Annotated in this window: 11 protein-coding genes; 2 read left to right on the top strand and 9 right to left on the bottom strand. The window is 51.2% G+C overall.

Going from position 1 to position 13,684, the window contains the following annotated elements:
* The first annotated feature begins 98 nt into the window (after positions 1-98).
* Positions 99-1,112: an NAD(P)-dependent alcohol dehydrogenase gene (locus tag AB3G37_RS20340; RefSeq protein WP_369788926.1), complete on the top strand. Its 1,014-nt coding sequence runs from the start codon at positions 99-101 to the stop codon at positions 1,110-1,112.
* A gap of 57 nt (positions 1,113-1,169) precedes the next feature.
* Here AB3G37_RS20340 and emrB read toward each other — a convergent pair whose 3' ends face one another.
* From emrB to AB3G37_RS20315, 5 genes are all read right to left on the bottom strand, one after another.
* A complete protein-coding gene (gene emrB, locus AB3G37_RS20335; RefSeq protein WP_369788925.1) occupies positions 1,170-2,708 on the bottom strand; it encodes a multidrug efflux MFS transporter permease subunit EmrB in 1,539 nt (512 codons plus the stop codon).
* 17 nt (positions 2,709-2,725) lie between these two features.
* Positions 2,726-3,904, bottom strand: coding sequence for a multidrug efflux MFS transporter periplasmic adaptor subunit EmrA (gene emrA / locus AB3G37_RS20330; protein WP_369788924.1), 1,179 nt, complete (start codon positions 3,902-3,904; stop codon positions 2,726-2,728).
* Between the two features lie 26 nt (positions 3,905-3,930).
* Positions 3,931-5,385, bottom strand: coding sequence for an efflux transporter outer membrane subunit (locus AB3G37_RS20325; RefSeq protein ID WP_009636945.1), 1,455 nt, complete (start codon positions 5,383-5,385; stop codon positions 3,931-3,933).
* A gap of 27 nt (positions 5,386-5,412) precedes the next feature.
* Positions 5,413-5,928, bottom strand: coding sequence for a transcriptional repressor MprA (mprA, locus tag AB3G37_RS20320; protein ID WP_009636946.1), 516 nt, complete (start codon positions 5,926-5,928; stop codon positions 5,413-5,415).
* A gap of 566 nt (positions 5,929-6,494) precedes the next feature.
* Positions 6,495-7,697 (bottom strand): MFS transporter, encoded by a 1,203-nt coding sequence (locus AB3G37_RS20315; protein ID WP_369788923.1) that lies wholly within the window; start codon positions 7,695-7,697, stop codon positions 6,495-6,497.
* 124 nt (positions 7,698-7,821) lie between these two features.
* Between AB3G37_RS20315 and AB3G37_RS20310 the strand changes: the two genes are divergently transcribed.
* Positions 7,822-8,706: a LysR family transcriptional regulator gene (locus AB3G37_RS20310; protein ID WP_009636948.1), complete on the top strand. Its 885-nt coding sequence runs from the start codon at positions 7,822-7,824 to the stop codon at positions 8,704-8,706.
* 63 nt (positions 8,707-8,769) lie between these two features.
* Here AB3G37_RS20310 and proX (AB3G37_RS20305) read toward each other — a convergent pair whose 3' ends face one another.
* The 4 genes from proX (AB3G37_RS20305) to proV form a co-directional block, all read right to left on the bottom strand.
* Positions 8,770-9,765 carry a glycine betaine/L-proline ABC transporter substrate-binding protein ProX gene (proX, locus tag AB3G37_RS20305; RefSeq protein ID WP_369791004.1) on the bottom strand — a complete coding sequence of 332 codons (996 nt, stop codon included), beginning with the start codon at positions 9,763-9,765 and terminating at the stop codon, positions 8,770-8,772.
* A gap of 90 nt (positions 9,766-9,855) precedes the next feature.
* Positions 9,856-10,872 (bottom strand): glycine betaine/L-proline ABC transporter substrate-binding protein ProX, encoded by a 1,017-nt coding sequence (gene proX, locus AB3G37_RS20300; RefSeq protein ID WP_369788922.1) that lies wholly within the window; start codon positions 10,870-10,872, stop codon positions 9,856-9,858.
* A gap of 11 nt (positions 10,873-10,883) precedes the next feature.
* Complete coding sequence (gene proW, locus AB3G37_RS20295; protein ID WP_369788921.1) at positions 10,884-12,077, bottom strand: glycine betaine/L-proline ABC transporter permease ProW; 1,194 nt, start codon at positions 12,075-12,077, stop codon at positions 10,884-10,886.
* A complete protein-coding gene (proV, locus tag AB3G37_RS20290; protein ID WP_009636952.1) occupies positions 12,074-13,273 on the bottom strand; it encodes a glycine betaine/L-proline ABC transporter ATP-binding protein ProV in 1,200 nt (399 codons plus the stop codon). Before proV ends, proW begins: the two co-directional genes overlap by 4 nt.
* Positions 13,274-13,684: the final 411 nt, after the last annotated feature.

The following is a 13,684-nucleotide window of genomic DNA, read 5'->3' as shown; positions in this document are numbered from 1 at the left end:
GACGATAAGTCAGTAAAAATACGCTTTGAGTCATTTTACGTCCAGATGAAAATCTCTAAGGTAGAGAGACATCCACATCAAAATGAAAGGGAATCGCTATGCAAAGCTATCGTTTTGAACATTTTGAAAGTCTCGAAGGGCTGAAACGAGTTGAAGAAGAAAAACCGCTGCCGGGGCGTAATCAGGTATTAATCAGGGTTCGGGCCTGTAGTCTTAACTATCGCGACCTGGCGATTTTCCACGGTACCGGCACGATAGCGCGCAAGGAAGGCGTTATCCCGTTATCAGACGGCGTGGGCGAAGTGGTCGAAATTGGCGACGCGGTGAAGCTGTTTAAAATTGGCGATCGCGTGGCGGGCAGCTTTTTCCCCTATTGGATAGGTGGCGCAAGAGATGCCCATTCTAATCGAGGTGTCTATGGTGCTCAGACCGATGGCTGGTTAACTCAATATAAAGTGGTTGATGAAGAGACTCTGGTCTCGATCCCTGATTATCTTAGCTGGGAGCAGGCTGCGACCTTGCCGTGCGCGGCTGTTACGGCGTGGAACAGCCTGCAACAGCTGCGTCCGTTAAAGCCGGGTGAAACAGTGCTGACACAGGGAACCGGCGGTGTAGCGCTGTTTGCAGTGCAGTTTGCCAAACTGATGGGGGCGCGCGTGATTGCGCTGACTTCGAGTGATGAAAAAGCTCAGCTGCTGACTTCGTTGGGTGCCGATCATGTCACTAATTATCGTCAACACCCTGAATGGTCAGGCATAGTGCGTGAGTTAACTCATGGTCAGGGCGTAGCACGGGTCGTAGAAATAGGTGGTCCGGGCACGCTGACTCAGTCATTGCTTTCGACAGCACCGGGCGGCGAAATCGCTTTGCTGGGATTCGTTGCAGAAGGCAGTCCATCGGTTGATTTTATGACGCTGTTTAGAAGTGGTGTAACCGTCAAACCTTTCAGCGTCGGTAGTCGAGAAGACTTTATCGCCATGAATCGTGCGCTGACCCTTAGCCAGCTTCAACCTGTGGTGGGTAAGATATTTAGCTTTGAAGATTCGCTAGAAGCCTGGCGCTATTTCGACAGTCGCCAGCAAACGGGCAAGGTAGTTATTTCGATTAATTAAAGCCAATAAAAAACGGACGCATCGCGCGTCCGTTTGTCGTTAATGCACAGAGAAAGATTAATGTGCGCCGCCGCCATCGCCGCCTGCGGTAAAGGGTGCTCGGGCAAACCATACCAGAATCAGCAACAGCAGGAATACGCCGCCAGCCGCCCAGAAAACCTCATTGGCGGAAATAATCAGCCCCTGATTGGTTATCTGCCTGGCAATATAGCCTGATGCCTGCTGGTGGCTCATACCTATGCCCTCTAGCTGGCTGTAAGCCTGCTGGGTTGCCGGATCAAACGGCGTAATGCTTTCCGTCAGATGCGAATGGTGCAGCGATTCGCGATTACTCCACATGGTGGTGGTGATCGAGGTGCCAATCGAACCCGCCAGAGTTCGGGTAAAGTTAGACAGACTCGATGCCGCCGCCATTCTGGAAGGAGGTAATCCTGATAAGATGATAGTTATCAGTGGCATAAAGAAGCAACCCACCGCGAACCCTTGAATAAACTGTGGCAAGGCCGAGGCAGCAAAGTCCATTGCTGGTTCAAACGTATAGGCGCGCCAGTAGAAGCACACTGCATACATAATGAAGCTGAATGTGACCAGCCAGCGCATATCCAGCTTGTGAGCAAAGCGCCCGATGATCGGCGACATCAATACCGGCAGGATCCCCACCGGTGCCGACGCCAGACCCGCCCAGGTTGCGGTATAGCCAAATACCTCCTGCAATAGCTGCGGCAAAAGCACAATCGAGCCGAAGTAGAGCATGTAGGCAAGGCTGATACACAATGTACCGATGGTAAAGTTGCGCGATTTGAATAACGATAAATCGACTATCGGGTTGTCGTCAGTCAGTTCCCAGACAATCAGGAACGCTATGCACACCACGGCGACAATGGTTAGGGTAATGATCTCCGGCGAGTTGAACCAGTCCAACTCTTTGCCTCGGTCGAGCATCACCTGCAAACAGCCGATCCCCAGCACCAGCAGCACCAGCCCCACACTGTCGATTGGCCTGATCTGAGTCTCGGTTTCGCGACCCTTCAGCGTTCTCAGCGTCAGCAGCACCACCACAATACCGATCGGGATGTTGATAAAGAAGATCCATCCCCAGTGATAGTTATCGCTGATATAGCCGCCAAGGATCGGACCGCAAATTGGCGCAACGATGACCGTCATCGACCATAGCGCCAGCGCGGTACTTCGCTTGGCGGGGGGATAATTGTTTAACAGCAGACTCTGCGACAGCGGGATCAGCGGACCCGCCACCAGCCCCTGAATCACACGGAAGAAGATCAGCATTTCCAGGCTGTTGGACACGCCGCACAGCCAGGATGCAAGGGCAAAAAGCCCCGTCGCCCACAGGAAAAGCCTAACTTCACCGATACGTTTGGCCAGCCAACCGGTGATCGGAATCGAAATGGCGTTGGCCACCCCGAACGAGGTAATAACCCAGGTGCCCTGCGAGTTGGATGCCCCGAGGTTACCGGCAATGGTCGGGATCGCTACGTTGGCAATGGTCGAGTCCAGCACTTGCATGAAGGTGGCCATAGCCAGCGCCACCGTCATCCAGGCGAGTGGCGCGCCCTCCAGCGGTTTTCTAACAGCCATGAAGACCTCCGGACAGCTTAGCCCGCATTGGCATTGATAACGTCATTAATAATGGCGTTAACCGGTGCCAGATTTAATGTCAGGGCCGATGTCTGATACAGCGGTTCAGAACGCACTTTATCCGCCAGGACCAGGCCATCAAGATTCTGCGTGTCAACGGTCACCAGTGTGGATAATCCAATGCGCAGCGGATGCTTTTTCACTTCGTTGTTATCGAGTTCGATACGTACCGGCAGGCGCTGAACCACTTTGATCCAGTTACCGGTAGCATTCTGGGCTGGCAGCAGTGAGAACGCGCCACCGGTACCCATGTCCATGCCGACCACTTTACCGTGATAAGTCACGTCATCACCGTAGATATCGCTGACCACGGTTGCCGATTGGCCAATACGCATATTTGCCAGCTGAGTTTCTTTAAAGTTGGCATCGACCCAGATGTGATCGGCTGGCACCACGGCCATCAGTGCGACCGATGGGTTAATCTGCTGGCCGACCTGAACAGTACGGCGTGAAACATAGCCATCAACCGGGCTGACAATTTTAGTTCGTTGCAGTGCCAACCAGGCATCACGCACCTGCGCGGCGGCCTGCATCACCTGCGGCTGTTGGGCAACCGGCGTGTTCAGCACCATTGCCTGATTGGCATTAAGTTGCTGAATAGCCACGTCAAGCTGCGCTTTGGCGCTGTCTACCGCGTCATGGGCGTGTTGCAGATCTTCACGACCAATTGCATCGACTTTGCCCAGAATCACTCGGCGTTTCAGGTCGGCCTGAACCTGACTAAGCTGGGTCTGACGCAGCACCACATTGGCCTGATACTGTTTGCTATTGATCATCAGCTGATGTGTCTGGCGCACGCTGCTTGCCAACGCTGTTTTGGATCGTTCAAAAGCCTGCTCGGCATCGGTAGGATCAAGCTGAACCAGCGTATCGCCTTTTTTGACGAAGTCGGTGCTGTCGAAATTAACGTCGGTAACGCTGCCAGAAACCTGTGCCATCACCTGTACCTGATTGCCAGAAACGTAGGCATCATCGGTATCCTGGAAGTGACGCAGCACTAAAAACCAGTAGATCAGGTATGCAATTGCAATGATCACAAAGATCCCGGTCAGAAGCAGCAAGGCAACTTTACGAGATTTCTTTTTCTTGTTCACTGGTGGCGGGGTAGGTTGTTGAACTTCCGCATTCGCGCTCATGTTTTTCTCCACGCTGGGTCTTGTTATTATGCTTTTGTGTCCGCAGCAGGGGCTTGATAACCACCACCTAACGCACGGATTAAACTGATTTTCGCCTGCAGTACGTTGCTCGATGCTGTCAGTGCAGCCTGCTGCTGTTGCAGTAGTGCAGCCTGACTGGTGAGCAACTGGTCGCGTCCGATGGTGCCAGCGGAATAACGAGCGTTGGCAACGCGATACACTTCTTGCAGGGATTTCTCAGCGGATAAAGACTGTTGAAGCTGTTGGGCAGAGCTTTTCTGCACCGTAAGAGCATCGGCAGTTTGCTGAATTGCGTTCAACAATGTCTGGTTATAGGACTCGACAGACTGGTCGTATAACGCCGACTCTTCACCCAGCTTGCTGCGCAATGCGCCCGCGTGGAAAATAGGCAGCGAAATAGCCGGGGCGAGGTTCCACGCCTGGCTTGCTGCTTCAAACAGATTGGGGCTGGTGCTGCCATAGTTGACCGTGCTCAAGCCTGCGAAAGCGCTAATCGACAGGCTTGGATAAAAGTCTTTTTTCGCTGCGGCAATGCGCTGCGAGTAAGACTCGACCAGCTCGCGTTGCGCGACGATGTCTGGGCGTTTACCCAGTAAATCAATGGTTAAATCACCCTTGGGTGCCAGAATATCGTCACCTGGCAGCGCGACGGCGTGCAAATTGTTCATCGCATCCGGGCCTTTGCCTGCCAGTGCGGCCAACTGGTGTTTCTGCTGGTCGATCTGCGACTGTAGCTCAATAATTTGCTGCTTGGCTCCGTCGGCCTGTGCCTGAGTTTGTTGCGGAATATCTACGCCATAAACCCCTGCCTCATATTGCGCCTTGCGCAAATCAGCTAAATGTTGATTGTTGTCGACTTCTTGCTGCAGAACCTTTTGCACCGCAAAATTGGCCTGCAGCTGGTAATAGGTTGATGCCACCGAGCTGGACAGCGTCAGAGCTGCCTGCGCCTGTTCCGCACGTGCCGAATCGACCTGGGCCTTGGCGGCGTTGACCTGATTGCGATATTTACCCCACCAGTCAAACTCATAGCTCAGGTTGAGGCCCAAAGTATTGGTGGTCTCATACACCGGATTGCCAGGATACCCGTTAAGGAAAGGCTGGTAGGTATTCTGCGATATTTTCTGGCGATTGCTTGAAGCGTTAAGATCAACGTAAGGGCCGTTAGCCGCATTGGCTTCACCCATCACACTTTGAGCTTCGCGTACGCGCGCAGCTGCCTGACGTAAAGAGGGTGAATTTTGCAGAGTTTCAGTCATTAGGTTGTCGAGTTGCGAGTCTTGAAGACCACGCCACCACTGAGGGCTGATTGCTAATGAGCTGACTTGTTGCTGTTTCAGTTTAAGCTGTTGATTATTCAGCAGCGTAGACTGAGGGGCAATATTATTGCTGGAGGCGCAACCCGCCAGCAACAAGACTGCAAACAGCGGAGTAAATCTCCAGCTGAGTGGAAGAAACATGGGTAAATTACCTGAACAATTATTCGATTATAATGTTGAGGTTGCATCCATCTGGTCAAGGCGTGTCAGCAGTTTGCGGGTTAGTGTTTCCAGCTCTTTCTGTTCTTCTACATCCAGTGTGGACCAGAGGAAATGCAAACTTTTATGTTGAGGCGGCAAAAGCTTCTGAATAAAGGCTTCACCGTCCGCCGTCAGGTGTAAATGCAGGCAGCGACGATCGTTGTCGCTCTCACGCCTTTCAATCCATCCGCGCTTTTCTAACTCATCGGCAATACGGGTCGCGTTGGTACGAGATGACCCTAACGCAGCGCTTAGCTCTGAAGGTTGAATGCTATGCGATTCCCGAGCATCCAGCGTAATCAACGCCATAAACAGTGTCTCGTTGATCCCTTGCGCTTTCAGCATCTTGTTTCGATTTTCCAGCAACTTGCTATGCATGTGCATACATAGGCGAGTGAGCAGTATCTCCTGGTAAGGGAAATCTTTTTGCTTTTTTGCTCGGAAATTCAACATGTGTTCAATAGGTGCGAATGAACTTTCCATCGTAAGAAACCTCATTAGTTACATTTGAGATAGTAACCAGTGTAATTAATAATGTAAATGTCATAAGCCAGCAAATAGTTAGCTATTCGTGTGGTCCTATAACGGTTGCAGGTGTGAAATCTTTTTTATTGGCGGACAAGGTAACTGCCCGCTGGGTAAAGCAAAGTTTTGCAGCCCAATCGATTGCGCAAAAAAACGCAAAAAGTTAGGCATGGGGATGGGTCATGTAGGGAAAAAGCAGTGGTTACGAAGGTAAAATTCGAGTTTTACCGCACCTGGCCGGAAGGTATAAGTGGCAGGTGGGGTGCCAATCACTGTTGGCATAGTTTTAAATGCAGCCGGGGCAAGATCTGCCCCAACGGCGACTAAAAAGTTTTCTAACAATGTGCGGCTGTGCATAAGAATTTTGTTGCTGAATAAAAGCAATATGTTTCGTTAGCGTATAATTTATGGAAAAAATAATATCAGACTGTTAGTAATCTTTATACCCTTTGGTTCAAATAAATTTCTCTCATAACTATTTGCACGCTAATTAGACGCGTTATCATCACGCCGGAAACACTTTCTCAGCCTATTCTGTGCTTGTGTCCAGAAAGCCAAACTAACAAGTTGATTGCACAGAAAATAGCCCCGGCTGTACAAACGCCATACCATCCGGCCATCTGAAAAGCCGACGCTGATACCACTGAGCCAATAGCACCGCCTATAAAATAGCTGGTCATATAACCGGCCGTAAGGCGGTTGCGCGCCTCGGGCATCGATTTGTAGATAACACTCTGATTAGTGATATGTACGCCCTGAACACAGAGATCCAGCACAATAATTCCCAGAATAAGTGCAATAATCGAGTGCTGGCCATAGGCGACAGGGAGCCACGAAAGTAGCAGCAGGATTAGCCCATAGGTAGTCACTAAATGTGCCTTGCCTTTATCGGCAAGATGTCCCGCGCGGGTTGCAGCCAAAGCTCCGGCAGCACCAACCAGACCAAATAACCCAATCACGCCTTCGGAATAATGGTAGTCAGGGCCAGCCAGCAGGAATGCCATTGAGGTCCAGAGTGCGCTGAAGTTAGCAAAGATAAACATGCCTATTAGCGCACGAGTTCGCAGTACCGGGGTTGAGAAGAACAGGGTGAAAATTGATTTCATTAATTGCAGATAGTTGAGATGCGTTTCCTGCTTGTGACGAGGAAGCACACGCCACATTACCAGCGCCATTAATACCATCAGTACGCTGGCCACCCAATATACCGTGCGCCAACCGCCCAGCGAGGCGAGTAGCCCCGACACTGTTCGTGCCAGCAAAATACCCAGCAGCAGTCCCGACATGATCATGCCGACAATTTTCCCTCGGCGTGCCGGTTCGGCAAGCGTTGCAGCCAGAGGAACCAACACTTGTGCCACCACTGAGAACAAACCTGTCAGCGCGGTGCCGACCAGCATCATTGAAATTGAGGTCGAGTTGGCGGTGATAAGCAAACCTGCAGCCGCGAGCAGTGTCATCACCACAATCATGGTGCGACGTTCAAACATATCACCGAGTGGCACCAGGAACAGCAGCCCCATGGCGTAGCCCAACTGGGCGGTTGTCACAATAAATCCGGCCTGATTCACCGACAGGTGGAAGGCTCTGGCGATGGTTTCCAGCAATGGCTGGGCATAATAGTTACTGGCAGCAGCCAGTCCTGTTGCAACTGCCATTAACAGGATCAGGCCCGGACTGAGTACCGGATGCGACTTTTTATCAGAAGATATTGTTGAGGTTGTCATAAGATTCATTTTTATAAATTAAAGGATTTGATTTAAGTAAGTACTCAGGGGGAGTATCTGTTAATTAAAAGTTATAAACCAATGTATAATTAGCATCCCACCTATCTCATTTTGAGATGATTAAATGAATTTGAAGCAGATCCGTTTTGCTTTGGCAGTTGCGCATGAAAAGAATTTTACTCGAGCAGCCAGGCGTTGCCATACCGTGCAATCCGCCTTAAGTCACCAGATAGCAAGGCTTGAAGAAGAGCTCGGCAATCAGTTGTTCGAGCGCACATCCAGACAGGTGCAACTTACCGCCGCCGGAAGGGCATTTCTGGCACCTGCAGAACAGTTGCTGGCTGCGCATAACCACTTGCTCGATACCATGGAAGCATTGAAAGGTGAGATTGGCGGTACCCTGACGGTGGGGACGATATCAACACTGAAAACGATAGATCTCATCGGACAACTTGCACGATTCAATCAACGCTATCCGCTGGTAAATATTCGTTTATACGTGGCGATGAGCGAAAAATTGCTCGAGGATGTTCAGCAATCGCGGACCGATGTAGCCTTTGTCGGACTTTGGCCCGGCGACAGAGCATCATTAAGCATGCCGTATAAATTATTGACCGATGAGCCTTTGGTTGCGTTAGTCAGTCGCGATCATCCTTTTGCCGGGCGTGAACGCCTGCGATTATCTGAATTGTCACAAGTGCCTTTGGTCGATTTTTACCAAGGTTCAGGAGCCAGGAGACAAACGGATAAAGCTTTTCTGGCCGAAGGCGTGACACGTCACGTCAGCTTTGAAATCGATCACGTTGAATGGCTGGAAAATATCGTGCGTAAATCGCTGGCGGCGGGAATAGTGCCGCTATCGACCGCCGAGCAGGCCAAAGGATTGGTGTCAATTCCGTTAGAAAGCGGCATTCGGCGTCAGGTGTTTTGCGTTTGGCAACATAGTCTGTCAACCGTGGCGGAGCGATTTATGGCTTTTTCGCAGGAAGAGCTGCGGGCGATTCCCTAACCCATAAAAAAGGGGCAATAAAAATATATTGCCCCTTGTTCGAGTCATTCAGCGCGGTGAATATTATTTCGCAGCCGCTGCCGCTTCTTTCACCCAGCCATCGAAGGTTGCCTGATGTGCCTTGATCCAGCCGTCGGTCTGCGTGTTGATATCCGCTTCCGAGCTTTGATTGTTGTGCATTGCGGCATTCTGCGCGTTGATGTCGGCCAGTGGCAGTTGCATGATGGCAAACAGCTTGGCAGCGGCAGGGTTGGCCTGCGCCCATTTCAGGTTGGCGACAATGTGCATGGTGCTTATCGGGAATCCAAAGTTTTTGCCGTCGGAAAGCTGGGTATTGGCATTCTTGTCGCCAGGCACTACCGAGAACGGCACCTGTAGCCACACGGTATCTTTGCCCGGAACCAGCACGTTGCTGACCCAGTAAGGCGTCCACGTGTAATAGAAGATCGGTTTGCCTTCCTTGTAGCGCGTGATGGTGTCAGCAATCATTGCCGAATAGTTACCCTGATTGTGTTCGACTGTATCTGACAGGCCATAAGCTTTAATCTGCTCGTTCAACGCAGCTTCACAACCCCAGCCCGGCGTGCATCCTGTCAGATCCGCCTTGCCGTCGTTATTGGTATCAAAAAGTTTGGCGATTTTAGGATCTTTCAACTGCGCTATGTTGGTGATGTGATATTTGACGGCAGTTTTTTTGTCGATGAGGTAACCCTGGGCAGCACCGGTAACATAGGTGCCTTGACGATAAAACACTTTATCGCCACCGGCAGCGGCGTACATGCTGTCATGCAGTGGTTGCCAGTTGGCGGCCATAAATGTGCCATCGCCTTCGGCAATCGTGGTATACCCGACGTTGTAATCGACTTCACGAATGGGTTGCACGTTGTAACCCAGCTTTTCCAAAGCTTTATCAACCAGCAGGGTCTGGAAAGTTTCTTCGCTGATAGTGCTTTGAATGGGGGTAACAGTAACGCCTTTGCCCGGTAAGTCAGCGGCGAATGCAGAGGTAGAACCCAGAGTAGCCAGGGCGGTTAACGCCCAAATTGAAGTCTTGTTCATCATCATTATTATCCTTTTGATCCCCTCTCGAAACTCAGGCAGCCAGTTTTTCAGCCACACAAAATCGAAAGGGGATGAATTACTTTTTTATTATTTTTTCGCTGCGGCTTTCGCAGCATCGATCCAGCCGTTATAGGTATCTTGATGCGCCTTGATCCAGCCACTGAACTGATCCTGAATATCTTGTGCCGAAGATTCGCCGTTGTGCATGCTCAGGTTCTGGGCATTGACGTCGTTCAATGGCAGCTTCATGAGCGCAAACAGTTTTGCAGCAGCCGGGTTGGCGGCGGCCCACTGTTTGTTGGCGACGATATGCTCGTCGTTAAGCGGGAAACCATAGTTCTTGCCATCAGGCAGTTTGGTATCAAGATCCTTTTGTGAGCCGCTATTGGCGGAGAACGGCACCGTCAGCCAAATCACATCTCGGCCCGGCTTGAGCACATTGCTGACCCAGTAAGGCGTCCAGGTGTAATACAACACCGGTTTACCTTCTTGGAAGCGCGTCATGGTATCTGCCATGATCGCCGCATAGTTGCCGGCGTTCTGCTGAACCGTGTTACTCAGGCCGTAAGCTTTGATCTGTGCGCTAATCACTTCACCGCAGCCCCATCCCGGATCGCAGCTGACCATATCCGCCTTGCCGTCGCCGTTAGAATCAAACAGCCTGGCAAGTTTTGGATCCTTTAACTGCGACAGGTCGTGAATGTGATATTTGTCGGCAGTTTTCTTGTCGATCAAATAACCCTGAGTTGCGCCGCTGATGTAGGTGCCTTGACGATAAAACTTCTTGTCGCCACCGGCAGCGTTGTACATATCGGTTTGCAGCGGGTCCCAGTTAACGGCCATGTAGGTCGAGTCACCGCTGGCAATAGTGGTGTAGGCCACGTTGTAATCTACCTCGGCGGTAGGCTGCACGTCGTAGCCCAAATCTTTCAGCGCACGGTTTACCAGCTCGGTCTGAAACGTCTCTTCGGCCAGCGTACTTTGTGCTGGTTTGACCACCACGCCTTTACCTGGAAGATCTGCAGCCATCGCCTGAGCGCCCATGAGGGGGCTCAGAGTAAGAGCCAGCAGGCCAGCGCGGCATAATTTTTTTGAATTTGTCATCGGCGCGCTCCTCAGGCTTTTTTAATGAAAGGTTTGGTTAACAGACCCACAGGGCCGTGCGCGTACCAGTGCTGTACGCCTTTGCTACGGCGGTCGCGGCCTAAAGCCTGGGTCAGGCGGTCGAGAATGATCGCCAGAATAACGATACCGACACCGCCGATAGAGGCGAGGCCCATATCCAGTCGACCAATCCCGCGCAGCACCATCTGGCCCAAACCGCCTACGGCGATCATCGAGGCAATAACTACCATCGACAGCGCCAGCATCAGCGTCTGGTTAATACCGGCCATGATGGTCGGCATTGCCAGCGGCAGCTGAACTTTAAACAGCATCTGGCTCGGGCTTGAACCAAACGACTCAGCCGCTTCAATCAAATCTTCCGGTACCTGGTTGATACCCAGAATAGTCAGACGCACGATAGGAGGCAGGGCAAAGATGATGGTGACCACGACGCCCGGTACGTTACCGATGCCAAACAGCATCACGATAGGCACCAGATAGACAAACGCAGGAGTGGTCTGCATCGCATCCAGCAGCGGGCGAATAATTTTCGCCGCGCCTTTGCTGCGCGCCAGCCATATTCCCAAGGGGAGACCTATCAATACGCAGAAGAACAGCGACGTTAATACCAGTGCCAATGTCACCATGGCCTGCGACCAGGCACCGATTGCACCGATAATTACCAGCGAAACCAGCGTGGTGACACCCATGCCGAAGCCAGCCATCTGCCAGGCGATTAACGCGAAAATAATGATAGCCAGCGGAGCAGGCAAGGACTCAAGGCCGTGTTGGAAGCCGCTTAATATAAAATCGACGGGCACGCGGATCCCCTGAAATACCGGGCGGAAATGCGTAACCAGCCAATCGATCCCTTCAGTAACCCAGCGGTCAAGCGGGATCAGAGTATTGTGAAACGGATCGAGAATATCGAAATGCCGATGCTGCTCAGGCGCGATGTGCAGCCAGCTATCACCGGTCTGTGCTGCGGCCTGATGGCTGGCATCTGGCGTGCTGGTGGCGTAACTATTGTTGGCTGCGGTCCACGGATCGGTGGTTGCATTGTTGGTTGCCGAGTCGGCTGAAGCCGCAGCCTGGTTGGCAACATCGCTGCTGCCAGCGGCCCAGGGATCGCTCGCCGCATCGGTTTGTGCCGCCTGCGCATGTTGAATAATATCGTGTGCTGCATTCATTAACTGCTGACTCATTCTGTCGCCCCTTCTTTATCCAACGCCTGCAACAGCATGGCCTTGGAGATAATTCCGATATAGTTGTTCTCTTCGCTGACGACCGGCACCGCGCACGGAGCGGCGGCTACCTGAGAAATCAGTTCGCTGAGTGGCATATCTGCCGGTACCGGAGCAGGTAACTCAAGCAGGGCACTTTCCAACGGCTGATTTTCTTTCAACGCGCGTTTCAGTGAATCGGCAGACACTACGCCAATAAACTTTTGACCACGCTCGAGGACATAACCATATTCGCGGTCTTCGTCTTCGAGCAGCTTCAGCGCGGCACGAGGACCAAAACCAGGGGTCTTGCGGATTAACGTCACCGGACGACGACGGGCAATATCTTTGGCGCTGAATACCTGACTGATATCCACGCCGCGGAAGAAAGTGCGCACATAGTCGTTGGCCGGATTATTCAGGATCTCCTCCGGCGTGCCGACCTGCACCACTTCGCCGCCTTGCATAATGGCGATGCGATCGCCGATGCGCATGGCTTCGTCCAAATCGTGGGAAATAAACACGATAGTGCGCTGATGCCGGGATTGCAGTCTTACCAATTCGTCCTGCATTTCGGTGCGGATTAGCGGATCGAGGGCGGAGAATGCTTCATCCATCAGGAGAATATCGGGGTTATTAGCCATTGCGCGAGCAAGGCCGACGCGCTGGCGCATACCACCGGACAGCTCATCGGGATAAGAATTGGCATAGTTTTCAAGGCCAACCTGGCGCAGTGCATCCAGCGCATTTTCTTTACGCTCGTTGGCAGGCACACCGGCCAGCTCCATTCCGAACGCAGTATTATTCAATACAGTAAGATGCGGCATCAGGGCGAAGGACTGAAAAACCATGCTGATTTTGCTTCTGCGCACCTGGCGCAGCTTGGAGGCAGAGATTTTGGCAATGTCTTCGCCATCAATCAGCACTTCGCCACGGGTTGGTTCTATCAGACGATTGAGAAGGCGTACCATGGTGGATTTTCCGGAACCGGAAAGCCCCATGATGACAAAAATCTCGCCTTCTTCAATGGCCAGACTGGCGTTCTTCACACCAAGTGACAGACCCGTTTTCTCGAAAATCTCTTCTTTACCCTTGCCGGAATCAATCAGCTTAAAGGCTCGCTCTGGATGCTCACCGAATACTTTATATAAGTTCTTAACTTCGATTTTAATTGCCATGCAATTTTTCGTTTCCTTGGTCGTATTTTAAATACTGTTATTTGAATGGGGATTATAAATTTTTCCTGTCGACGGAATATCAAGCGGTCTATACCCTAACACACTCAGAATCTGAGACAAGTCTCACGCCATAAGGCTTGTAATTAGGAGGGGTCCGATTATTATCGAAAATTTTCACGCTGAGCCCTTGTGGCTTAAGGGATATTTACACTCTCGTTGAGATAATTATTATTTGTCATATTTATATGAAAATAAGAACTTATTATAATAATTTTAACGGGTTTTAAATAATATTACTTATCATTTAAATTATTGATTTTAAATAACTTATTGGTGGGTTTCTTGCTCGTGATACATTCAGTGTAAACATCCATGACGAAGCTATTTTAAGACGATGGTGATTTTTAGGAA

The sequence above is a fragment of the Rouxiella sp. WC2420 genome (assembly GCF_041200025.1).
In the GTDB taxonomy this organism is placed as follows: domain Bacteria; phylum Pseudomonadota; class Gammaproteobacteria; order Enterobacterales; family Enterobacteriaceae; genus Rouxiella.
The sequence above is the reverse complement of the archived record's forward strand: the minus strand, read 5'-3'. Positions and strand labels throughout refer to the sequence as shown.

Excerpts from the sequence above, each read along its gene's own strand:
- AB3G37_RS20325 (WP_009636945.1), bottom strand. The coding sequence starts at position 5,385 with ATGTTTCTTCCACTCAGCTGGAGATTTACTCCGCTGTTTGCAGTCTTG.
- AB3G37_RS20315 (WP_369788923.1), bottom strand. The coding sequence starts at position 7,697 with ATGACAACCTCAACAATATCTTCTGATAAAAAGTCGCATCCGGTACTC.
- emrB (WP_369788925.1), bottom strand. The coding sequence starts at position 2,708 with ATGGCTGTTAGAAAACCGCTGGAGGGCGCGCCACTCGCCTGGATGACG.
- mprA (WP_009636946.1), bottom strand. The coding sequence starts at position 5,928 with ATGGAAAGTTCATTCGCACCTATTGAACACATGTTGAATTTCCGAGCA.
- AB3G37_RS20310 (WP_009636948.1), top strand. The coding sequence starts at position 7,822 with ATGAATTTGAAGCAGATCCGTTTTGCTTTGGCAGTTGCGCATGAAAAG.
- proW (WP_369788921.1), bottom strand. The coding sequence starts at position 12,077 with ATGAGTCAGCAGTTAATGAATGCAGCACACGATATTATTCAACATGCG.
- AB3G37_RS20340 (WP_369788926.1), top strand. The coding sequence starts at position 99 with ATGCAAAGCTATCGTTTTGAACATTTTGAAAGTCTCGAAGGGCTGAAA.
- emrA (WP_369788924.1), bottom strand. The coding sequence starts at position 3,904 with ATGAGCGCGAATGCGGAAGTTCAACAACCTACCCCGCCACCAGTGAAC.
- proX (WP_369788922.1), bottom strand. The coding sequence starts at position 10,872 with ATGACAAATTCAAAAAAATTATGCCGCGCTGGCCTGCTGGCTCTTACT.
- proX (WP_369791004.1), bottom strand. The coding sequence starts at position 9,765 with ATGAACAAGACTTCAATTTGGGCGTTAACCGCCCTGGCTACTCTGGGT.
- proV (WP_009636952.1), bottom strand. The coding sequence starts at position 13,273 with ATGGCAATTAAAATCGAAGTTAAGAACTTATATAAAGTATTCGGTGAG.